Raw genomic sequence first — 21,388 nt, 5'->3', positions numbered from 1 at the left:
ACGGCGCCTTACTCACCGATCGTCGCCGTGTAATAGCTGGCGTAGGCGATGCCGTTGTAGACCTCTCCCTTGAGCTTCGGAGACTGTACGTAGATCCGCTGAACGATCTGCGTGCGCGGGATGAAGTAGCCTTGCTCGAGAACGTAGGTCTGCAACTCGTCGAGTAGCGGATTGCGAATGTCGAGAGAAGCCGCGCCGGCGATCTTGTCGCGCAGCTCGTTGAGCTTCTTGTCGCTATCGCCGAGATTGAACCAGTTCTCGCCGTTGTTCGCGTCGGTGAGGATGCTGGCTACCGTGCCCGCGTCGATGAAGCTGCGCGTCACCTCGTAGGCCGGCACGGCCGCACCGCCGAACCGGACCTTCTCGCCGAACGTCACGACGTCGTAGGCCCGGATGGTGACCTTCCACCCGATCTTGCCGAGTTGCTGGGCGATGAGCTCGTCGATCGACCTTGCCGTCGCGAGGTAGGGGTTGGAGTGAAGCGTCAGCGACAGCTGCTTGCCGTCCTTGGTGCGGATGCCATTGGTCCCCTTGATCCAGCCAGCTTCGTCGAGAAGCTTCTCGGCCTTGCCGGGATTGTAGGCCAGGAGGTCGCTGTGGTCGGTCGCACCGGGCACGTTGCTCTGGATGAAGGACGTCGCCAGCTTCCAGTCGGGCGTATAGACGGTGTCGATGATCTCCTTGCGATTGACGCCCGCCTGGAGCGCCTGCCGCACCTTGACGTCGTTATACGGCTCCAGCTTGGTGTTGATCGCGAGGCCGTTGACGAAGCCGAGATAGCGCGGCGTCGCGATCGTGAACCCGGACTCCTTGAGAGACTTCAATTCCTGCGGTGAGGGGCTGTAGGCAACATCGGCCTGTCCCGACTGGACAGCCGCGACCCGCAGCGACGGCTCCGACACGAGCTTGTAGGTGATCGAATTGAGGTAGGCCGGGCCGGTGTGGCCGACGGCGGCGGGACTCCAATTGTAGTCCTTGCGCTTCACCAGCTTGACGAAGTCGCCTTCCTTCCAGGAAGCGACCACGTACGGTCCGCTGCCGGATGTCTTGGAGAGGTCAGCCTGCTGGGCTGCAGGCTGTGCGATCGTCTTTGGCGAGATGAGGATCGAACCGTGATAGCCGAGCGTCGGGATGAATCCGAGCGTCGGTGCCTTGAAGAAGACTTTCACTGTCGCCGCGTCGACCGCCTCGGCGCGGGCATAGGTCTTCGGAAACAGCCCGATCGGGTTGATGCCCTCGTTCTTGCGGCCAGCATACCAGATGTCGAGATTGGCGACGACGGCCGATGCATCGAGCGGCGTGCCGTCGGAGAAGGTCACGCCCTTCTTGAGGTGGAGCGTGAACTGGGTGGCATCGTCATTCTGCTCCCAACGCTCGGCGATCCAGGGGCTGACCTTGCCGTCAGCATCGACGTAGACCAGCTTGTCCGTCACATGGCCCCAGATATGCCCCTGGAAGCTGGAGATCGCACTGTTGTTCGGAATCCAGGTGCTGCCGAGCGAGTCGATGAGGAAGGTGATGTCGCCGCCGCTCGGTGGAGCGCTGGCGCTTCGCGCAGGAGACAGGCCCGCCATCGCCGTCAAGGCGGCGGCGGTCGCCACAGAGGTCGCGGCCAACAGGCGACGCCGGGAGACCCAGAGTGAGGAGAAGCGCGCGGTCATGGATAGCCCCTGATGATCGGTAGTGTCGGTCGGGGCACTGCATTCATGGAGATGCCTCGGCCCGATCGGCGTTTCTTCGTAGGAGAAGGGAAACGAACGGACCTGGCCATTCCAAATTTTGCTGGAGATGGACAACAAATGCTTCGGGATCCGGGCGATGTGAGTGACAGCTATTTTGTCGTCAGCGCGAACGCACTCGGCCGAGGTTGTCTTGCGACCAAATACGTGACGATTGCCGCACTTGATCGCATGTCGGTTCGGGGCCGGCGTCGAAAACGGTCCCCGCGAACTCGTCAATTTTTTGGCGTGTCGCCCGCTTGAAAGGGCCGTGGCAAGAGCGGAACTTATACTCACATCGCGAAGTGAGTATAAGTGAGCTCGGAAGCCGAGCACTCGGAGAAATTCTGGCCACGAACCTGTGTGCGCCCTTGACTCCGCTACGTGTGCACTGAAAATCCGAATATGTGATTTCCGCTTCCAATTCCGGCATATATGGCCCTAGAAGAGCCCGGTGGCAGAAGCCTCGTCAAATTGGATTTCTCAATCGGTCCAATTGCAGATAGAGCCGACCCGATCCGAAATATATCAATAAAATGAACCGCTTAGATCGCAGATTTTCGACGGCCCCCATGATGGATTGGAGCGAGAGTTAAAGTCTTTCAATCAGTTAGAAGGCCGCGTGTGCATAACGTGTGCACCGGGAAATCAAGAAAAATCCTGCGCAGGCCAACGTGAGCAGGCGTTTGAAACAGGCGGATTGATCGGGGAAGCGCGGCTCTCAATGGGAGAGCAGATGCGCACTGCCGCTGTCGCCGGGCATGACATGCGCGCGATTTCGAGGGGAGCGGCGGGCTCCAAGGGGCGGTGCTGGCGACCAACCCCGGGGGGCGATTGTGCTCGTCGCTCCTAGCGAGGAGAGTTGTTACCGGGTGATGCCTACCGGGCGTCCGCTAGAGCGTATTGCCTTAATCAACCGCGATCGGCGGCACCGGCAGGGCCGTGATGGATTTGATCTTCTCCATCGCGAAACGCGAGGTGACGTTCTTGAGCGGAACGGCGTGGATCAGCTTCTTGTAGAACACGAAGTAGCTTTGCATGTCCGGGATGACGACGCGCAGCATGTAGTCGACATCGCCGGCCATCCGATAAAATTCCATCACCTCGGGCGTAGCGCTGATGGCAGCGGCGAAACGCTTTAGCCAGGCATCGGAGTGATCGGCGCGGTTTGGTCGAAGCGCTCTGAAGAGGGCCGCGATTACCTCTCACTCAAGCTCGACGACCCCTCGTTCAACGCGCCGATCTACGCGAACCTGCTCGACGACGAAGGCGGTGAAGGCTACACCCTGCTCTGGTCGCGGCCGCGCAAGACCGGCGAGTAAGAGCGCACACCAAGCCCCGTCCGACCAAATCGGGCGGGGGTTCTTAAAAGCCTATCCATAGCGTAGCGCCACTTCGCAGCTGGCTGGCCCATCCGCGAAACTGCGCTCTGTCTCGGAGGTCCGCTCATCGCGACAAAGCGGGCCAGATTTGCTCAGTCTAAGTTTTTCGCATTGTGACCCGTTGCCGACCTAAGGTTACGTCCGCCGGAGATTGGGAAAGAAGGTAGGGGCAACCGATCGCCGCCTTGCCGATATATATCGAAACGGTCAAGAGACCTTACCCCGCGCCTTGTTCGCAGCAGACCACCGGCGTTCGATCTCTTTCACTGCGGACTTCATGCTAGCCAAGTATTTCTTGGCGGCGGCTGCGGGTGTCATCGACGACGAGAAAAAAATCAGGTTGATGCTGCCGAGCACCGGACCTCCGCCATCGATTGCCAGGGCAATGGCGCTGATGCCAGGCTCTGATCCCCCCACAGACGAAGCGTATCCATCACTTTTCGTCTGCAAGAGTATTTCGTTGATGTAGCGAGGGTCCTTCGCCAAAGGTGCATCTTCCTCGACGAGTGAGGCCGTCATCTCGAGCATCTCGCGGCGCAGCGTAGGCCTCGACGCGGCCAGGATAGCTTTACCGAGCGCACTTCGCACCAGAGACCGCCTTCGTCCGACCATAGACCGATGAACGGAAAAAGGACTGAAAGGGTGAGTGCTTTCCCGAATAAGCACAGACCCCAGTTCAAAAACCCCGAAGTCGCTTGGCCATGAAACCTCGTCGAGCAGGCCGAACATCGCCGGCAGCGCCGCCTGGCTCGATAGGTCGCGTGAAGAAACGCCTTCGCTGAGCGTGCGCACTTGGGGCGTCAAACCGAACAAAGCGTTCGTTTCGTCGAACGTTACGTAGCCGTCTTCGCGCAGCGTATCGAGTAAACGGTAGCAGGTTGTCCGGTTGAGGCCCGTCCTCTTCGCGAGCTGCACGACGTTCGACGGCCCGCTCGCGTTGAGCTCATTGATCAGGGCCAACCCTCGGGAAAGTGCCCTGACGTTGCGGTGCATGATCGCCTCCGGCCGTGTTCGCATTGCGAACATTTCACAGACTCAGATGGAATCATAGTTCAATCGGCGGCAATCCATCGTCAGCACGCCCAAACAGGCGGCGACGGGAGGAAACGATGGTTCATTCAAGCTTTTATTCGTCCGCGGCCGTGTGTCTGGCCTTGGCGACGCCAGCGGCGGCGCAGACCGCCGGAGGCACTCCGAACCTCAGCGACGGCAAGGTGAAAATGGCTATCCAGAGCTGCGAGCAGCTCGCGGGCATCGCCATTCCCGCCGCACGAATCGGCCTGCCCACCCGCGGCGCGGTCGTTGCCACCGCCGAGCGCGCAGCCGAGGTCGCACCTTACCGCGACGCCGAGGGCGAGCACCTGCTGCCCACGCCGGCGCGCTGCCTGGTGCAGGGCCGCATCGAGCCGGTCGATCCCGGCGCTACGCCGATCCAGTTCGCGGTGAACCTGCCGCTGGGCAACTGGAACGGGCGCGCCCTGCAGTCGGGCGGCGGCGGCATGGGCGGTGCGGTGATCACCGCGCCCGGCAACAAGGCCTCGGGCCGCTTCGACCCGAATCCCGTGAACGTGCCGTACCCCATCACGCAGGGCTACGTCACCTTCGGCAGCGACCAGGGCCACCCGCGCCCGGGCCCCACCAGCTTCGGTTTCACCCGCAGCGACGAGGTGCTGCGCAACTGGGCCTACGAGGAGATCAAGAAGACTAAGGACACGGCGATGGCGATCGTCGAAGCCGCCTACGGCCGCAGGCCCACGCACGTGTTCTTCAGCGGCGAATCCGCAGGCGGGCGCGAGGCCTTGCGCGCCGCGCAGAAGTTCCCGCAGGACTACGACGGCGTGATCGCCACCTCGCCGGTGACCAGCTGGTACCCCATCAACCTGTTCCTCAACGAGCTGCGCACGGCGCTGGTGGACGGCTTCCTGGACGCGAAGGCGATCAAGCTGGTGGCCGACCGCACGCGCGCGAGCTGCGATGCGGCAGACGGTCTGCGCGATGGCGTGATCGCAAAGTACCTCGAGTGCCCGAACGACGTCGCGCAGCTGCAGTGCAAGCCCGGCGATGCCCCGGGCACCTGCCTCACACCGGCGCAGGTCGCGTCGGTGAACGCTCTGCGCGAGCCGCGCCGGTTGCCCATCACCTTCGCCCATGGCGTCACGACCTTCCCCGGCACGGGCGTGACGGGCGACGAGGACGGAACCGGCTGGCAGTGGGCCTTCTACCCCGTGGGCACCGAGGTGCCGTCGCGGCCGCTGCCCCCCGGCTACGGCTTCGAGCCGCGGCGCGGCGCGGCGCTCAATTTCGCGTCCTTCGCGGTCCGCCACGCCATTGTCGGGAAGGACGACTTCGATCCCTACGGCTTCGACGTGCGCCCGCATGCGCAGCGCATCCAGTACCTGTCGAACCTGTTCGACGCCAGCGACCCGGATCTCTCGGCGTTCGCCGCGCGCGGCGGCAAGCTGATCATCGTCCATCCCTCCGCGGACAACGTCGCCCCGCTGGCGATGTCGGCCGAATACTTGGGCAGCGTGCGGGAGAAGCTGGGCGACGCCGCCACCGACCGCTTCATGCGCCTGTACGTGCCAGCCGGCGGTAGCCACAACGTAGGCGGCACCGGCCAGATGAACGCGCTGGCGATGCTGGAGGACTGGGTGCTCAAGGACCACGTGCCGCCCGATGCGCCCGTCGCGGAGGACCGCAGCATCGAGGACGCCCGGCTGCTGAAGAGCATGCCGGCTTGCCGCTTCCCGGCTTGGCCGCGCTACAACGGCAGCGGCGACCCGAAGCTGGCCGCCAGCTTCGACTGCGTGCCGCGGCCGCAGCTGCTGCACATGCGGCAGCAGTGACGACACGAGGCTGCGACATGGAAACGATCCGGATTCCTAACAGGCGACGACGGGAGGAAACAATGGTTCATACAAGGCTTTATTTGTCCGCGGCCGTGTGTCTGGCCTTGGCGGCGCCAGCGGCAGCGCAGACTGCCGGCAGCACACAGAAGCTCAGCGATGGCAAAGTCAGGATCGGCGTTCTGACCGACATCGCCGGTCCGACATCCATGGCGAACGGCAAGGGCTCGGTGGTCGCCGCCCAGATGGCCGCCGAAGACTTCGGCGCTGGGCTCAACGTCGAAGTGATCTCGGCCGACCATTCCGGCAAGCCCGACATCGGATCCCAGATTGCTGGCCGCTGGTTCGACGTGGAAGGCGTCGATGCCGTTGCGGACATGCAGGGCTCGCCGATCGGCTTCGCCGTGCAGAACATGGCGGCGCAGAAGAGCAAGATCATGCTGCTCTCGGGATCGACCTCGTCGGACTTCAACGGCAAGGCCTGTTCGCCGCTCACGGTCCAGTGGACGGTCGATACCTACAATCTCGCAAGGGGTGCAGCCAAGTCCGTGATCGAGGCCGGCGGGACCAAGTGGTATTTCCTGACTGTCGATCAGGCGTACGGCAATGCCCTGACGCGTGATACGTCAGAGCAGGTCAAGCTCAACGGTGGCCAGGTGGTGGGCAACTCCGTGTTTCCGCCGAACACGTCCGACTTCGCATCCTTTCTCCTGACCGCCTCCAGCGCTGGCGCCAACGTCATCGCGATCGCGGCTTCCAGCGGCGATACCGTGACGGCGCTGAAGCAGGCCGATGAATTTGGGCTGAGCGCGAAAGCGAAGATCGTGCCGCTGCAATCGGTGCTGACGGACGTGCACGCGGTGGGCCTGAAGATCGCACACGATGCCTACGAAGTGTCCCCGTTTTATTGGGACCGGACGCCCGAAACGCGCGCTTGGGCCGAGAAATTCTTCGCGAAGGCGAAGCAAATGCCGACCGGTTTCCATGCCGGCGTCTACTCGTCCGTCGCGCACTACCTGAAGGCGGTCAAGGCGACGGGCACCGACGACGCTCCGACAGTGATGAAGCAGATGGAAAAGGAGCGGGTGCACGACTTCTTCGCTGCCGACGGGTACATCCGCGCAGATCGCAAGATGATCCACGACATGTACCTGCTCCAGGTGAAGAAGCCCGGAGAGAACAAGGGCGATTGGGATCTCTACAACGTCGTGCAGACGTTGCCTGGTGACTCCGTCAATCGCCCGCTTTCTGAAAGTCCATGCCCGCTGGTGAAGAAGTAGGCTGCCGCAGCCAATCGTTCGACAACTCAACTCGGCGTTCGAAGGAATTCGATCATGTCAGTCGCCATCGTCTGCGCATCCCATACTCCTCTGATGTACAAGGGGCCTGCCAGCAATGAGACCGAGCAACGCGTTCGAACCGCGTTCGGACGTCTCGGAAGCTTCGTGAAGGAGTTCGCGCCGGACTACATCGTCCAGTTCGCGCCAGATCACTTCAACGGCTTCTTCTACGACCTGATGCCCTCGTTCTGCGTCGGAGCCGGAGCCGTGTCCCTGGGTGACTGGGGAGGCGGGACGGGCCCGCTGGACGTTCCGGAGAAGACGGCGCTGGAACTCATCGACCATTTGCGGGCCGAGGATTTCGACGTCGCGGTGTCCTACCGCATGCCGGTCGATCACGGCTTCGTCCAATTGTGGGAGGCGATGCTCGGTGACTTCAAGTCGATCCCGATCTTACCGATCTTCGTGAACGCTGCCGCACCGCCGGTCCCGACTTATCGCCGGGCTCGCCAGCTCGGTGAATCCGTTGGCCGCTTCGCAATGTGGTCCGGCAAGCGGGTGCTGTTTGCCGCGTCCGGCGGACTCTCGCACGATCCACCGCTTCCATCGATCAAGGATGCACCGCCTGAAATCCGCGAGCGGCTGATCAACGGCCGAAATCCGACAGCGGAGGCCAAGGAGGCCCGCGAGAAGCGCGTGCTCGAGGCGGGTGTTCTCGCCGAGGCGGGCAAGGGGCCGTGCCAGCCGCTCAATCCCGAGTGGGACGCGGAGTTCATGGAGATCCTTCGCAGCGGCCAGATCTGGCGCGCCGACGCGCTCGATACCGGCAAGGTCCGCGAAGTCGCGGGACGCGGCGCCAACGAGGTGCTCGCATGGGTCGCCGCCTTCGGAGCCTTTTCGACGGGCGGTCACTTCAAGATGGACCAGGAATTCTACGAAGCGATTCCGGGCTGGATCGCCGGCATGGCGATGATGGCGGCCAAGCAGGCCGACGGCGCTCATTGATCGACTAACCCCGCGCGAATGCGGAAGCATCGCGGAGCAGGAAAATGGCATACGAAACGGACGTGCTCATCATCGGCGCCGGCCCCACGGGCTCGACGACCGCCCTGGCGCTTGCCAATTGCGGCGTTCGCAGTCACATCGTATCGCGCGGCAACTGGATGGCCGACAGCCCGCGCGCCCACATCACGAACCAGCGCGCCAACGAGGTCTTCCGCGATCTCGGGATCGCGGAGGACGTGGCCCGGTACGCGAGCCCCTGGGAGCTCATGGGCGACACGACCTTCACGACCAGCCTGGCCGGCTCCGAGCTGATCCGGATGCGGACGTGGGGGACCGGCGACGACCGCCGCGGCGATTATCTGCGCGCAAGCCCCTGCGGCATGGTCGACATCATCCAACCGTTGCTTGAGCCAATTCTGTTCCAGAAGGCGGCCGAGAAGGGCGCGACCTTCGCATTCAACACCGAGTACGTCCGGCATGAGCAGGATGCGGACGGCGTGACGGCCACGCTGCGCGATCGCCTCGACGGGCGAGAGTACACGGTCCGCGCGCGTTATATGGTCGGCGCGGACGGCGCGCGCTCGATGGTGGTGGACCATCTGGGCCTGCCGATCGAAGGACAGATGGCGCGCGCTGGCACCGTCTACACCGTCTTCAACTGTGACCTAACCAAATACAGCAAACATCGGCCGAGCATCCTGAACTGGATCGTGACGCCGGATGCGAGTTTCGGCGAGATTGGTATGGGACTGCTGCGGGCCGTGCATCCCTGGACCCAGTGGATCGCCGGTTGGGGTTTCGACATCAGCAAGGGCGAGCCGGACTTATCTCCGGAAGCGATCATTCCGAAGATCAAGGTTCTGATCGGCGATCCATTGATCGACATCGACATCGTCCGGACGTCGATCTGGTACGTGAACCAGGCCTACGCGACCCAGTATTCAAAGGGCAGGGTGCACTGCGGCGGCGATGCGGTCCACCGGCACCCGCCGTCGAGCGGATTGGGCAACAACACCTGCGTCCAGGACGCCCACAACCTCGGTTGGAAGCTCGCCTACTCAGTGAAGGGATGGGCCGGTCCGAAGCTCTTGGAAAGCTACTCGCAGGAGCGGGCGCCGGTTGGAAAGCAGATCGTGCTGCGGGCGAACCAGTCCCGGCTCGATTACGCCCCGCTGAACGCATGCTTCAGAGTGCCGGGCGCGGAGAACCCGGTCGCGGCCGGCATCGCGCGCTTTCGGGATCCGGGGCCGGATGGCGTGGCTGCCCGAAAGGCCGCGCAGGCAGCGCTGGACCTGAAGCAAACTGAGTTCAATGCCCAGGGCACCGAGATGAACCAGCGGTACGAATCCTCGGCCGTGATTCCAGACGTCGGTGCCAAGCCGGAGGAGTGGCGGCGAGATCGAGGCCTCTACCACCAGCCGACGTCGCGCCCGGGTGCCAAGATCCCGCATGCGTGGCTCGTCGATCGTGGCGGCTTGCGCGTGTCGACGCTCGACGTGACCGGAAAGGGCCTCTTCACCGTCGTGACCGGCCTCGCTGGCGCGGCATGGAAGGAGGCGGCGCTGCGCCTCGATCTGCCATTCCTGCGCGTCGTGGTGACGGGATCGCCCGAGGCGCAGGACCTCTATTGCGAGTGGCAGCGCATCCGCGAGATCGAGGAAGCCGGAGTTCTGCTTGTTCGGCCGGACGGCGTGGTCGCCTGGCGCGACATTGAGGGGACGTCCGACACAAGCGCGGCGCTCGACCGGCTCAGTGCAGCCATCCGGACGGTCCTCGATCTCCCGGACTTTTCGGCCATCCCGCGCGAGAGGCCTTCCTCTCCGTCAAAGCCCAGCGGCACGCCGCTTTTCGCCTGACGCCAACCAACGAGATCCAGCTATGAGCGACACGAGACCAGAAATCTTTTCCAGCGTCTGGGCCGATCTGAGGGGCGTTTCCTTCAAACAGCACTTCATCGACGCCGGCGGAATTCGAACCCGCTGCATCGAATCGGGCGACCCGTCCAAGCCGCTCGTCCTGGCGCTGCACGGCGTCGGCGGCCATGCAGAGGCATATTCCAGAAACTTCGGTCCGCACGCCGATCACTTCTGGTTCGTCGCCATCGACATGCTGGGCCATGGATGGACCGACAAGCCGGCCATCGACTACCAGGTCAAGGACTACGCCGACCACGTGCTCGCTGTCCTCAAGACGCTCGGCAGAGACAAGGCGATGATCAGCGGTGAATCGTTGGGTGGCTGGGTCGCGACCTATCTCGCCGTGCATCGTCCTGCTGCCGTCGAGAAGCTCGTCCTCAACACCGCTGGCGGCTGGACGGCGCACCCCCAGGTGATGGAGCGGCTGAAAAAGCTGTCCAACGAGGCTGCATCCGACCCCTCCTGGGAGCGGATCAAGGCTCGCCTCGAATTCCTAATGTGCAACAAGAGCATGGTCTCGGACGATCTGATCGAGACCCGCCGCGCGATCTACGCCCAGCCGGGATTCGCCGACACGATGAAGCGGATCATGTGCCTGCAGGAGATGGAAATCCGCCGGTCCAACATGATCACCGCCGACCAATACCGGTCGATCAAGGCGCCCACGATGGTCGTGTGGACCTCGCACGATCCGACCGCGACGCCCGAGGAGGGAAAGCAGATCGCGGACATGATTCCGGGTTCGAAATTCGTGGTCATGAACCGCTGCGGCCACTGGCCCCAGTTCGAGGACGCCGAGCAGTTCAATCGGCTCCACATCGAATTCCTCCGGATCGGCAAAGGCAAATAAGGATCGTTCAGATGAATCAGCAAGCCAAGCACAGCGAACTCGCCGCTCAGATCCGCGCCGCTTACGCCGGTACTCCGATCGCGCCCATTCGACCCCAGTTGGCGGACCTCGACGTCGATGGGGCCTATACCATCCAGCAGGAGAACACCGCACATTGGGAGAAGGAAGGCCGGCGCGTGGTCGGAAGCAAGATCGGTCTGACCTCGCGCGCCGTGCAGAAGCAACTCGGGGTCGACAGGCCGGATTTCGGAGTTCTCTTCGCCGATATGATCGTGGGCGAGGACGAGCCTGTCGCTGCAGGGCGTGTTCTTCAGCCGAAGATCGAAGCGGAAGTGGCTTTCCTTCTTGACCGGGACGTCGAGGTCGAGGCGCCCCACGGTGGCCGACGTGCTGCGGGCGGTGGCCTACGCGATGCCCGCCCTCGAGATCGTCGGCAGCCGCATCACCAATTGGGATATCGGCATCGTCGATACCGTCGCCGACAACGCGTCGTCGGGCCTCTTCGTTCTTGGAGGGCCCGTGCGCCGGCTGGATGGCTTGGACCTCCGTGCTCTTCAGATGCAGATGACGAGGAAGGATGAGGTCGTCTCGAAGGGAACCGGCGCGGCTTGTCTCGGCAATCCGCTGAATGCGATGGCCTGGCTCGCCGGCGAACTTGCCCGTCGCAAGCGGCCGCTCCGTGCCGGCGACATCGTGCTTTCCGGAGCGCTCGGCCCGATGGTCGCGGTGAACCCGGGCGACGCTTTCGAGGCCAATATCGCTGGGCTTGGCACCGTCTCTGCGCGGTTCGCCTGAGCAAACCAGGGAACACCAGATGAAGCTCGTTAGATTCGGCAATCCCGGCGCCGAAAAGCCGGGGCTCGTCGACGATCAGGCGCGCCTGCGCGACCTGTCAAATGTCATCAGCGACCTTACCCCCGCCAACCTGTCGCGTTCAGCGCTCCAGAAGATCGCCGCCATCGCTCCATTCACACTGCCGCTCGTCGCCGGCGAGCCGCGTTTTGGCGTGCCGATCGCAGGCGTCGGAAAGTTCATCGCGATCGGTCTGAACTATGCCGATCATGCGGCGGAGGCGAACCTTCCGCTGCCCTCCGAGCCCATCGTCTTCCAGAAGGCGATCACCTCGCTCTGCGGCCCGAACGACGATGTCGTTCTGCCAAAGGGCTCGAAGAAGTCCGACTGGGAAGTGGAGCTCGGCACCGTGATCGGCACGCGAGCTTCCTACGTCGAGCGCGCCGACGCGCTCGAACACGTCGCGGGCTACTGCATCGTGAACGACGTGAGCGAGCGCGAGTACCAGATGGAACGCGGCGGCACCTGGGACAAGGGCAAGGGCTGCGACACCTTTGGTCCTGTCGGACCGTGGCTGGTGACGACGGACGAGGTCACCGACCCCCAGGCGCTCGACGTCTGGCTCGACGTCAACGGGCAACGCATGCAGGCGGGTAACACCCGGACCATGATCTTCGATTGTGCCGAGATCGTCAGCTACGTCAGCCGCTTCATGACGCTGATGCCAGGCGACATCATTGCGACAGGCACGCCGCCTGGCGTTGGTATGGGCAAGAAGCCCGCTGCGATCTATCTCAAGCCGGGCGACGTCATGACGCTCGGGATCGAGGGGCTCGGAACGCAACGCCAGCAAACCCGCGAATGGTCGCCCGCTGCGGGAGCGCGGTCGTGACCGCCTATAGGGGAAGATTTGAAGGACGAACCGCCGTCGTTACCGGCGCGGCATCCGGCATCGGCCGCGGCGTGGCGCGTCGTCTGGTGGCCGAAGGCGCCCGGGTTTCCATGTGGGACTTGAACGCCTCTGTCCTCGTCCCCGCAGCGGCGGAGGCCGGGGCGGTACACACGCAGTCGGTCGACATCGCGGAGGAAGACGCCGTCGATACGGCCATGCGGCGGAGCATCGACGATCTGGGCGGTCGGCTCGACATTCTGGTGGCGAGCGCCGGCATCACCGGGCCGAACGGAGCCGTGAAGGACTACGCCGCCAGCGATTGGCGCAAGGTCTTCGACGTCAACGTCAACGGAGCCTTTTACTGTAACCGCGCCGCTGTCCGCGCGATGGAGAAGGGAGGCTACGGTCGCATCGTCAACGTCGCCTCGGTCGCGGGCAAGGAAGGCAACCCGAACGCTTCGGCCTACAGCGCGTCCAAGGCCGCCGTGATCGCGCTCACCAAATCGCTGGGCAAGGAAACGGCCACGACGGGTATCCGCGTCAACTGCATCACGCCGGCGGCGATCAGAACGCCGCTGTTCGAGCAGATGACCCCTCAGCACATCGATTTTATGCTGTCGAAGATACCGCTCGGGCGGTTCGGTACCGTCGAGGAAGCGACCTCGCTAGTATGCTGGCTCGCGAGCGAGGAATGCTCGTTTAGCACGGGTGCGGTGTTTGATCTGTCTGGCGGCCGGGCGACATATTGACAGCATCGTTCTTCGGACGCGTCAGATTGCCTTCGCTACTGATTGCATGAGGCCTCGAAACCAGGAAAGAGCTGGATCGTCCTCCCTGTATTTGTGCCACTGCATCAGCATCTCGATGGGCGGGATCTCGAAGGGGACATTGACGATCCTCAGGTCATACAGCTTCGAATGCATCTCCGCATGGCGGCGATGGCAGGCCAGGATTCGCTCGGTGCCTTGGACGAAATTGAAGTCCCATCCGGAAATAGGGAACGACCACCTCGATCTTCCGAATGTTGCCGCGATGCTTCAGGAACCATTCGTCCTAGGTCGATATCCGCCAATCGCCCAAATTCACCCGGACGTGCCCAGGCCTTTCTACTGTTCAAACGTACCGATCTTCTCTCCGCGCGCCGGAAAATTCCGCGTCCGCTTTTGGTCCGTTGTTGCTGGGTGATCCCACTAAGATTGGCTGTGTACGGATCGACATGCGCAGCGCAGATCCCAGATACGTCGCTGCCCTCCAGTCCGCCCTGTACAATGACGCAGAGCTGCTCGATTTTCAGTCCGCCACCAATCTGCTCACGCCGGATGATCCGATCCAGCCTTTCGCGGCGCCGACGCATCGAACGCTGCGAAATGGGGAAGCGTGCCGTGCAGCTACATCCGAACGTCAAAGGACAACGCTTTCCCAGGGCGTTGCAAAACAGGTTCATTCACGAGGCGGACGCATTCGCGTTCAGCAATCCGACCGAGGTTTACGATATTGACTCGCCGTTCATTTCCCAGCCGAGAGCCTTGGCCGACATCCTGTTCGCGGTCGCGAGCGCAAGAGGTGATGAAGCGCTTCCGCCATGGGCCCGGTGACCGCGCTGCGGTCGGGCAATTTATACTCAATCCGCAAACAGAGTATAACGCCAGTTTAATACATCGTTAGATAGCACGACATTTCAGACGCGATCTTTGCGAGCTGTGTGTGCACGGACTTTTCGTGTTCGCGACGTGTGCACTGAGAATCCGAATTCGCGATTTCCACTTCCAATCTAGGCCCAAATGAGCCTAGAAGGGCCAAGCTGCGAAAACGTGGTCGAACCGAATTTCTCAGTCGGTCCAATAACATATAGGATTGATTGCAGCTAAAATAGCCGAGCAATATGAAAGACTTGCGCTGGAAATTTTCCACAGCGCCCATGATGGATTGGACCGACCGGCATTGCCGGGTGTTCCACCGTCACCTCACCCGACGGGCGCTGCTCTATACGGAGATGCTGACGACCGGCGCCGTGATCCGCGGCGACCGGGAACGGCTGCTCGGGTTCAATGCGATCGAGCACCCGGTGGCGCTTCAGCTCGGCGGCTCGGATCCGCACGAGCTCGCGCTGGCCGCGCGGATCGGCGAGGAGTTCGGCTATGATGAGATCAATCTCAATGTCGGTTGCCCGTCCGATCGCGTGAAGGATGGCAGCTTCGGCGCCTGCCTCATGGCGGAGCCGGAACTGGTGGCGAGATGCGTCGAGGCGATGAAGCAAGCGGTCGGCGTGCCCGTCACAGTGAAATGCCGTATCGGCATCGATGATCAGGATCCTGAAATGGCGCTCGATACGCTCGCGCGCGCGGTGGTTGCGTCCGGCTGCGACGCGCTGATCGTGCACGCTCGAAAGGCCTGGCTCAATGGATTGTCGCCGAAGGAGAACCGCGACATCCCGCCGCTTGATTACGATCGCGTCTATCGTCTCAAGCGCGCAATGCCGGACGTGCCTGTCATCATCAATGGCGGCATCCCGGGCATCGACGAGGCGAAGGCGCATCTAGCGCATGTCGACGGCGTGATGCTGGGCCGCGCCGCCTATCAGGAGCCGTGGCGGCTGCTCGCGGTCGATAACGAAATTTTCGGCGCGCCGGCGCCGCACGCGACCATGCAGGACGCGCTCGCGGCGATGATGCCCTACATCGAGGAGCAACTCGCGCGCGGCACGCGGCTGCACGCCATCACGCGGCATTTCGTCGGCGCCTTCCACGCCGTTCCGGGCGCACGTGCGTTCCGCCGGCATCTCGCCGAGCAGGGTGTGAAGCCGGCCGCAGGTCTCGACGTGCTGCGCGATGCGATCGCGCGCATTGGTGCGCGCGTGCCGGCGGAGGCCGCTGCTTAGCCGCGCCCATATAAAGAAGGAGCCGGATCAGAAGATCCGGCTCCTTCGTGGATACGCAATCAGCGGAACAGGTCGAAGTGATAGTTCACGCCGACGCGGAACGTGAGGAATTTCGCGGCATTCCAGTCCGGCAGATCGTCGTGCTTGAACTCGGTGTAGAGATACTCGGCCTTGGCCGACCATTTCGGCAGGAACGCCCACTCGACGCCGCCGCCTGCGGTCCAGCCCATCTTCATCTTGTTGATCGGGCCGTCCTTCAATTTGCCGGCGGCAAGACCCGCGGTCCCGAAGAACAACAGCCGTGAATCCATCGTCGCGATGCCGGGTCGGCAGCGCCGGCACTGCCTGCGGCGACCGTCGCGGCACTGCCCAGAATCGTGGTTGGGATGGAACGATTAGTCGATCGCAGTGCGCGAGCGGCGATGGCTGCTCTGCAACTCGGGATAGCCCGTCAGCATCAGCTTGTCGGCGCGCACGCCCCAGCTCTCCAGGCGGTCGAGGAAGCTCATGCCGAGCAGATTGGTCTTCATCTGGCCGCGCTGCACGACGAGGGCCGGCACCGATTTCTCGACGAGATGGCCGACGGCAAGACGATCGAGCGTGAGCCGGGCCGCTTTGGTATAGCCGCCCGCGGTCTCCAGGTCGACGTCGTATTCGAGCATTTCGAGCGGCAGCCCGATCGCTTTCGCCGTTTCCCAGGTCAGCACCACGGAGGTTGCGCCGGTGTCGATCACCATCGGCGCGGCGACGCCGTTGATCTTGGCGCGCAGCGCGAATTCGCCGCCCTGGCCGCGCTGGATCTGCACCGCGGGGGCGGGCGAGGCGCTCTGCGAGCGGAAGATGTGCGAGACCTTGTGGCTCGCGCGTGCGATTTGATCAGGGTCGCCATAGGCGACGACCGCCCCCGCTGTGCCGGCGAGCATGATGAGGACGAGGAGGAAGCGGATCATTGCGCACCTCCGCAACCGCGCAGGCCGATCAGGTGCGTTTCGGCGATCCCGCGATCGGCTGCAAACCGGCGTCCGCCATGCGTGCCGGCAACAGCGCCATGACCGAGAGCCGTTCCGCGCTTTCCATGGCGTGCCAGCGCGCGATCTCCGGCAAGGTGCGGCCGCAGCCGAAGCACAGCTTGGTCTTGGGATCGATCATGCAGACGGCGACGCACGGCGTTTCTTTGCTCATTCGGACATAGTGGAGGATTGTCGGGCATGTCTGCAAGCATCTGGTTAAGAGCCCGTGCCTGCGCTCATGATCGGCTTGTGGCGCGGACGGCGTTTCTCGTCGGGCACGACGGAACCTTCAGGCTGGAGCGGCGGAGAATCATCCGACAGCGGCGCCAGCGCGCTCATCACGCGCTCCGGCGGGAAGGTGACGATCACCTCGGTGCCGATGCGCAGCTTCGATTTCAGCGTGAACGTGCCGCCATGCAGGTCGATCAGGTTCTTGGCGATCGGCAGGCCGAGGCCGGCGCCCTGTTCGGCCGACTTGATCGAGTTGGAGCCCTGGCCGAACGAGGCCAGCACCACCGGGATCTCGTCCTCGGGGATGCCGGAGCCGGTATCCTTCACCGAGAGATATTGTCCGCCCGAAGCGGTCCAGCCGGCCTTGAGCCAGATCTCGCCGCCTTGCGGGGTGAACTTGATCGAGTTGGAGAGCAGATTCAGCACGACCTGGCGGATCGCGCGCTCGTCGGCCCAGAGCCGCGGCATGGCCTGCTCGAACACCTCGTGGATGGTGATGCCGCGGCTCGAGGCACGCAGCTTCATCAAATGATGGCAGTCGGCGACGATGCCGACCAGCGACACCGCTTCCTCGTTGAGCTCGTAACGGCCGGCCTCGATCCGCGACAGGTCGAGGATCTCGTTGATGAGGTTGAGCAGGTGCACGCCGGAATTATGGATGTCCGCCGAATACTCCTTGTAGACCGGCACCGCATGCGCGCCGAAGATCTCGCTCTTCATCACCTCGGAGAAGCCGAGGATGGCGTTCAGCGGCGTGCGCAGCTCGTGGCTCATCTGCGCGAGGAAACGCGACTTGGCGACGTTGGCGGATTCGGCGCGGTGGCGGGCTTCGTCCGAGATCGCCTTGGCCTGTTCGAGCTCGCCGATCAGCGCGTCCTTCTCGGCGCGCGCCTCGAGCGTGGCGAAGGTCGACGAGTGCAGGCGATGCGCCAGCAGCACGAAATAGCCTTCGGCCGCGATCGCCAGCGCGGCCAGGATGTAATTGTCCAGCGAGCCGGTCATCGCAAAGCTCAGCGCCATCGCAACCGCGACCGGCGCGGTGGCGGCAAGGGCTGCGATCGGCAAGTTCGCGGCCAGCATGCTCGATACTGCGATCACCAGCAGCATCAGGAACATCATCAGGGTTTCGGTGACCATGTCGAGCACGGGATGGATCAGGATCGCCATCCAGCACAGGCCGTAAAGCAGGTCGAGCACGACGAAGCGGGTGCGCCAGGCGCGCGTCGCCGCAGGCGAGGTGGGCTCGGTCAAGAAACGCCGGCAGCTGCGGACCATCGCGCCGTGGATGCAGAGCATGCCGGCGGTCCAGAGCGCGGCCGGAATCGGCTGCATCCACAGCCCGAACAGCACGCCGGTAGCGACAACCAGCAGCATCACGACATAGGAGGCCGACAACCGCGTTTGCGCATATTGGCGCAGCATCTCGGCGTCGAAGGCCGGCCGGGTTCCGCTGGTCGACGTTAACTTATCACGCGCCTCGCGCACCCGCTGCGCAGCAGCCCTTCGGCTGCTCGCCGATGGAGCGCTCACCGGCTCGGCCGGAAGCTGCACTACCTCAGGCTTTTCAGCGGGGTTACTCATCGCACAACAACGATTCCTGCCCGCGCCGGGCGCGGGCCTTCTGCATTGTCTATCTCTGGCAAGAAATCCTTAAGAGGTGACTTAAGGAGCTAAAGAATTACGTTAACCGCGCGTTAATTTTCTGGGCGCCGGCGCGGCTCAATGCAGTGCCGCGTGCTGGGCGACGTAGACCGCAGCTCCCGCCAGATAGCCTATGAGCGCCGGGGGGGCGATGCGGCGGGCGTACCAGAGGAACTCGATCCGCTCGAGCCCCATGGCTGCAACCCCCGCGGCCGAGCCGATGATCAGGATCGAGCCGCCGGTGCCGGCGCAATAGGCGATGAATTCCCAGATGAAGCTGTCCGGCGGATAATGCGCGAGGTCGTACATGCCCATGGTGGCGGCGACCAGCGGCACGTTGTCGATGATGGCGCTGAGCAGGCCGAGCACCACGACGATGACATCCTGGCGGCCGATCGCGGCATCCAGCCAGCGCGCCAGCATCGAGAGCAAGCCGGCGTGCTCGAGGCAGGCGACCGCGAGCAGGATGCCGACGAAGAACACGATCGAGCTCATGTCGATCCGTGCCAGCGCGTGCACCAGCGTGAGCGGCTGGCGCACGTGCTCGTCCTTGTGGCGGTGCACGATCTCGCCGACCAGCCAGAGCACGCCGAGCCCGAACAGGATGCCCATGAAGGGCGCCAGATGCGTGACCGCCTTGAAGGCCGGCACCGCGATCAGCGTGCCGAGCCCGAGATAGAACATCAGGTTGCGCTCGAACCGGGCGATCGCGTCACGGTCCTCCTTGCGTGGCGGCGCGATGGTCTTGCCCCGCCGCGAATAGCTGATCACCGCGAGGGGGACGAGGAGGTTGACGAGGGATGCCGGAAACACCGAGGCCATGATGCTCAAAGGCGAGATCTGTCCGCCGATCCAGAGCATCGTCGTGGTGACGTCGCCGATCACGGTCCAGGCGCCGCCGGCATTGGCAGCGATCACGATGATGGCGGCGAACACCAGGCGGTCGTCGCGGGCGCCGACCAGCTTCTGGATCAGCGAGATCATCACGATCGTGGTGGTGAGGTTGTCGAGGATCGCGCTCAGGAAGAACGTGACGAAGCCGACCAGCCAGATCAGGGCGACCTGGCTGGTGGTGCGGATCAGGGAGGTGATGACCTCGAAGCCGTCATGGGCGTCGATCACCTCGACGATCGTCATTGCGCCGATCAGGAAGAAGACGATCTGCGCGGTGGAGGCGACGGATTCGTCGAGCTGGCGGCCGATCAGTGCGTGGTCGCCCGTTGCGATCGCGTAGATGCTCCACAGCAGCCCTGCGCCGAGCAGCGCGGAGGCGCTCTTGTTGACGCGAAGCGGGTGCTCGAGCGCGATCGCCGCGTAGGCGAGGGCGAAGATGGCGGCGATCGCGATCAGCACGGTCGTCTCAGATCGTCAGGTGTCAGCGATTGAGGCGGGCGAGCAGGCTCGACGTATCCCAGCGCTTGCCGCCCATCTTCTCGACCTCGGCGTAGAACTGGTCGACCAGCGCGGTCACCGGCAGATTGGCGCCGTTGCGGCGGGCTTCGGCCAGCGCGATCGAGAGGTCCTTGCGCATCCATTCGACGGCGAAGCCGAAATCGTACTTGCCCTCGTTCATGGTCTTGTAGCGGTTCTCCATCTGCCAGGACTGCGCGGCGCCCTTGGAGATGGTCTCGATCACGGCGGCAACGTCGAGGCCGCTCTTCTTGGCGAAATGGATGCCCTCGGAGAGACCCTGGACGAGGCCTGCGATGCAGATCTGGTTGACCATCTTGGTCAGTTGGCCGCTTCCGGCGGGCCCGAGCAGCTTGCACATCCGCGCATAGGCGCCCGTGATGATCGGCTCGGCGCCGGCATAGACATCCTCGGCGCCGCCGCACATCACCGTCAGCACGCCGTTCTCGGCGCCGGCCTGGCCGCCGGAAACCGGGGCGTCGATGAACTTGAACCCGGCCTTGGTGGCGGCCGCGTCCAGTTCACGCGCGACCTCGGCGGAGGCGGTGGTGTGGTCGACGAAGGTCGCGCCCTTCTTCATCCCGGCAAACGCGCCATCGGCGCCGATCGTGACCGCGCGCAGGTCATTGTCGTTGCCGACGCAGCACATCACGAAATCCTGGCCCTCGGCGGCGGCCTTCGGGGTGGCCGCGGTCTTGCCGCCGAACTTGTCCGCCCATTCCTTCGCCTTGGCCGCGGTGCGGTTGTAGACGGTGACCTCATGGCCTCCTTTTTTCACGAGGTGTCCGGCCATGGGGAAGCCCATCACGCCGAGACCGAGGAAAGCGACTTTAGCCATGTGTGGTACCTTGTCCGTAGTTTGGGTTTTACGGTTGTAGCCGGGCGGGGGGGGGGGGCGCCCAGGCGGCATCTTCAGGGTTCCGCGAGGAAGCGGATCGGGCGCACCATAAACCCTTAAGGGCGGAGGGCAACGGCTTCGTTTGGCGCCCTCATGTGCTAGGATGGCGGACCCCAAGAACTTCAAAACAAGGGAGCGAAACATGGGTGTGGGTTTGGGCGGCGTGAGCGTTGGCGTCCTCGATCATTTCAACATCCGGACCCGGAATCTGGCCGAGACGGTCCGCTTCTACGAAGACGTGCTAGGCCTGGAAAAAGGCCCCCGGCCGAATTTCGCCTTCCCGGGGGCCTGGATGTACAGCGAGGGCAAGCCGGTGGTGCACCTCGTCGATATTTCTCCGACCTCGGAGCCACAAAAGCCGGATTCCGGCGTTGTCCACCATGTCGCCTTCGTCAGCCGCGGGTTTGACGGCATGAAGCAGCGGCTGACGTCCAAAGGGATGAAGTTCGACTCCCGCCAGGTGCCCGGCGGCGACCTCTGGCAGATCTTCGTCCACGACCCCAACGGGGTCATGATCGAGCTGAACTACGAGGCGGCCCTGGAGCAGGGCGCCGCGCCGGCCGAGATGGCTGACGATATCGGCAGGCAGTAGCCTTTTGGTCGTTTCCGCTCTAATGGGGCATCCTGAAGCATTGGGCA

General features: G+C 63.6%; 18 protein-coding genes and 3 pseudogenes. 12 read left to right on the top strand and 9 right to left on the bottom strand.

Features of this window, described 5'->3' with window-relative positions; translation table 11 throughout:
- Window positions 1-8 precede the first annotated feature (8 nt).
- Complete coding sequence (locus GGD63_RS15300; protein WP_183243319.1) at window positions 9-1,661, bottom strand: ABC transporter substrate-binding protein; 1,653 nt, start codon at window positions 1,659-1,661, stop codon at window positions 9-11.
- Between the two features lie 965 nt (window positions 1,662-2,626).
- Window positions 2,627-2,881: pseudogene (locus GGD63_RS15295) on the bottom strand (Lrp/AsnC ligand binding domain-containing protein); the annotation flags it as partial.
- Here GGD63_RS15295 and GGD63_RS15290 point away from each other — a divergent pair.
- A pseudogene (locus GGD63_RS15290) lies at window positions 2,864-3,040 on the top strand (DUF736 domain-containing protein); the annotation flags it as partial. The pseudogenes GGD63_RS15295 and GGD63_RS15290 overlap by 18 nt on opposite strands.
- Before the next feature lie 267 nt (window positions 3,041-3,307).
- Here the strand turns inward: GGD63_RS15290 and GGD63_RS15285 are convergent.
- Complete coding sequence (locus GGD63_RS15285) at window positions 3,308-4,093, bottom strand: IclR family transcriptional regulator C-terminal domain-containing protein (RefSeq protein ID WP_183243317.1); 786 nt, start codon at window positions 4,091-4,093, stop codon at window positions 3,308-3,310.
- Between the two features lie 116 nt (window positions 4,094-4,209).
- Here GGD63_RS15285 and GGD63_RS15280 point away from each other — a divergent pair, with 116 nt between their 5' ends.
- The 10 genes from GGD63_RS15280 to dusA all read left to right on the top strand — a co-directional run bounded on the left by GGD63_RS15280 (window position 4,210) and on the right by dusA (window position 15,559).
- Window positions 4,210-5,946 (top strand): tannase/feruloyl esterase family alpha/beta hydrolase, encoded by a 1,737-nt coding sequence (locus GGD63_RS15280; protein ID WP_183243315.1) that lies wholly within the window; start codon window positions 4,210-4,212, stop codon window positions 5,944-5,946.
- A gap of 17 nt (window positions 5,947-5,963) precedes the next feature.
- Window positions 5,964-7,226 (top strand): ABC transporter substrate-binding protein, encoded by a 1,263-nt coding sequence (locus GGD63_RS15275; RefSeq protein ID WP_246785484.1) that lies wholly within the window; start codon window positions 5,964-5,966, stop codon window positions 7,224-7,226.
- A gap of 54 nt (window positions 7,227-7,280) precedes the next feature.
- The gene (locus GGD63_RS15270; protein WP_183243312.1) at window positions 7,281-8,231 is read left to right on the top strand and encodes a 3-carboxyethylcatechol 2,3-dioxygenase; all 951 of its coding nucleotides are present in this window, start codon (window positions 7,281-7,283) and stop codon (window positions 8,229-8,231) included.
- A gap of 62 nt (window positions 8,232-8,293) precedes the next feature.
- Window positions 8,294-10,087 carry an FAD-dependent monooxygenase gene (locus GGD63_RS15265; RefSeq protein WP_312013276.1) on the top strand — a complete coding sequence of 598 codons (1,794 nt, stop codon included), beginning with the start codon at window positions 8,294-8,296 and terminating at the stop codon, window positions 10,085-10,087.
- Window positions 10,088-10,109: 22 nt separating this feature from the next.
- A complete protein-coding gene (locus tag GGD63_RS15260; RefSeq protein WP_183243309.1) occupies window positions 10,110-10,997 on the top strand; it encodes an alpha/beta fold hydrolase in 888 nt (295 codons plus the stop codon).
- Window positions 10,998-11,375: 378 nt separating this feature from the next.
- A complete protein-coding gene (locus GGD63_RS40130) occupies window positions 11,376-11,792 on the top strand; it encodes a fumarylacetoacetate hydrolase family protein (protein WP_312013275.1) in 417 nt (138 codons plus the stop codon).
- 19 nt (window positions 11,793-11,811) lie between these two features.
- Window positions 11,812-12,681, top strand: a complete 870-nt coding sequence (locus tag GGD63_RS15250) for a fumarylacetoacetate hydrolase family protein (protein WP_183243307.1) — start codon at window positions 11,812-11,814, stop codon at window positions 12,679-12,681.
- Window positions 12,678-13,430, top strand: coding sequence for an SDR family NAD(P)-dependent oxidoreductase (locus GGD63_RS15245; protein WP_409334064.1), 753 nt, complete (start codon window positions 12,678-12,680; stop codon window positions 13,428-13,430). The genes GGD63_RS15250 and GGD63_RS15245 overlap by 4 nt, the downstream gene beginning before the upstream one ends.
- Before the next feature lie 633 nt (window positions 13,431-14,063).
- Window positions 14,064-14,276 carry a hypothetical protein gene (locus tag GGD63_RS15240; protein ID WP_183243303.1) on the top strand — a complete coding sequence of 71 codons (213 nt, stop codon included), beginning with the start codon at window positions 14,064-14,066 and terminating at the stop codon, window positions 14,274-14,276.
- A gap of 287 nt (window positions 14,277-14,563) precedes the next feature.
- Window positions 14,564-15,559 carry a tRNA dihydrouridine(20/20a) synthase DusA gene (gene dusA, locus GGD63_RS15235; protein ID WP_183243301.1) on the top strand — a complete coding sequence of 332 codons (996 nt, stop codon included), beginning with the start codon at window positions 14,564-14,566 and terminating at the stop codon, window positions 15,557-15,559.
- Window positions 15,560-15,618: 59 nt separating this feature from the next.
- Here dusA and GGD63_RS15230 read toward each other — a convergent pair.
- The 6 genes and pseudogenes from GGD63_RS15230 to GGD63_RS15205 all read right to left on the bottom strand — a co-directional run.
- Window positions 15,619-15,894, bottom strand: a pseudogene (locus tag GGD63_RS15230) (outer membrane protein); the annotation flags it as partial.
- A 60-nt stretch (window positions 15,895-15,954) separates the two neighbouring features.
- Window positions 15,955-16,509 carry a TIGR02281 family clan AA aspartic protease gene (locus GGD63_RS15225; protein ID WP_183243299.1) on the bottom strand — a complete coding sequence of 185 codons (555 nt, stop codon included), beginning with the start codon at window positions 16,507-16,509 and terminating at the stop codon, window positions 15,955-15,957.
- 28 nt (window positions 16,510-16,537) lie between these two features.
- Window positions 16,538-16,741, bottom strand: coding sequence for a DUF1289 domain-containing protein (locus tag GGD63_RS15220; protein WP_018645472.1), 204 nt, complete (start codon window positions 16,739-16,741; stop codon window positions 16,538-16,540).
- A gap of 44 nt (window positions 16,742-16,785) precedes the next feature.
- Window positions 16,786-18,381 carry a HAMP domain-containing sensor histidine kinase gene (locus GGD63_RS15215; RefSeq protein WP_183243297.1) on the bottom strand — a complete coding sequence of 532 codons (1,596 nt, stop codon included), beginning with the start codon at window positions 18,379-18,381 and terminating at the stop codon, window positions 16,786-16,788.
- A 138-nt stretch (window positions 18,382-18,519) separates the two neighbouring features.
- Window positions 18,520-19,794 (bottom strand): sodium:proton antiporter NhaD, encoded by a 1,275-nt coding sequence (nhaD, locus tag GGD63_RS15210; protein ID WP_183243295.1) that lies wholly within the window; start codon window positions 19,792-19,794, stop codon window positions 18,520-18,522.
- 22 nt (window positions 19,795-19,816) lie between these two features.
- Window positions 19,817-20,689, bottom strand: a complete 873-nt coding sequence (locus GGD63_RS15205) for an NAD(P)-dependent oxidoreductase (RefSeq protein ID WP_183243292.1) — start codon at window positions 20,687-20,689, stop codon at window positions 19,817-19,819.
- 202 nt (window positions 20,690-20,891) lie between these two features.
- On the opposite strand from GGD63_RS15205, the gene GGD63_RS15200 reads away from it, so the two are divergent.
- Window positions 20,892-21,341: a VOC family protein gene (locus tag GGD63_RS15200; RefSeq protein WP_246785481.1), complete on the top strand. Its 450-nt coding sequence runs from the start codon at window positions 20,892-20,894 to the stop codon at window positions 21,339-21,341.
- Window positions 21,342-21,388 lie beyond the last annotated feature (47 nt).

It is taken from the genome of Bradyrhizobium sp. cir1, from assembly GCF_014198245.1.
Lineage (GTDB): Bacteria > Pseudomonadota > Alphaproteobacteria > Rhizobiales > Xanthobacteraceae > Bradyrhizobium.
This window is presented reverse-complemented; position numbering and strand designations above follow the sequence as displayed.

Coding starts and splice junctions, on each gene's coding strand:
- GGD63_RS15300 (WP_183243319.1), bottom strand. CDS start 1,661: ATGACCGCGCGCTTCTCCTCACTCTGGGTCTCCCGGCGTCGCCTGTTG.
- GGD63_RS15285 (WP_183243317.1), bottom strand. CDS start 4,093: ATGCACCGCAACGTCAGGGCACTTTCCCGAGGGTTGGCCCTGATCAAT.
- GGD63_RS15280 (WP_183243315.1), top strand. CDS start 4,210: ATGGTTCATTCAAGCTTTTATTCGTCCGCGGCCGTGTGTCTGGCCTTG.
- GGD63_RS15275 (WP_246785484.1), top strand. CDS start 5,964: ATGGAAACGATCCGGATTCCTAACAGGCGACGACGGGAGGAAACAATG.
- GGD63_RS15270 (WP_183243312.1), top strand. CDS start 7,281: ATGTCAGTCGCCATCGTCTGCGCATCCCATACTCCTCTGATGTACAAG.
- GGD63_RS15260 (WP_183243309.1), top strand. CDS start 10,110: ATGAGCGACACGAGACCAGAAATCTTTTCCAGCGTCTGGGCCGATCTG.
- GGD63_RS15250 (WP_183243307.1), top strand. CDS start 11,812: ATGAAGCTCGTTAGATTCGGCAATCCCGGCGCCGAAAAGCCGGGGCTC.
- dusA (WP_183243301.1), top strand. CDS start 14,564: ATGAAAGACTTGCGCTGGAAATTTTCCACAGCGCCCATGATGGATTGG.
- GGD63_RS15225 (WP_183243299.1), bottom strand. CDS start 16,509: ATGATCCGCTTCCTCCTCGTCCTCATCATGCTCGCCGGCACAGCGGGG.
- GGD63_RS15220 (WP_018645472.1), bottom strand. CDS start 16,741: ATGAGCAAAGAAACGCCGTGCGTCGCCGTCTGCATGATCGATCCCAAG.
- GGD63_RS15215 (WP_183243297.1), bottom strand. CDS start 18,381: ATGAGTAACCCCGCTGAAAAGCCTGAGGTAGTGCAGCTTCCGGCCGAG.
- GGD63_RS15205 (WP_183243292.1), bottom strand. CDS start 20,689: ATGGCTAAAGTCGCTTTCCTCGGTCTCGGCGTGATGGGCTTCCCCATG.
- GGD63_RS15200 (WP_246785481.1), top strand. CDS start 20,892: ATGGGTGTGGGTTTGGGCGGCGTGAGCGTTGGCGTCCTCGATCATTTC.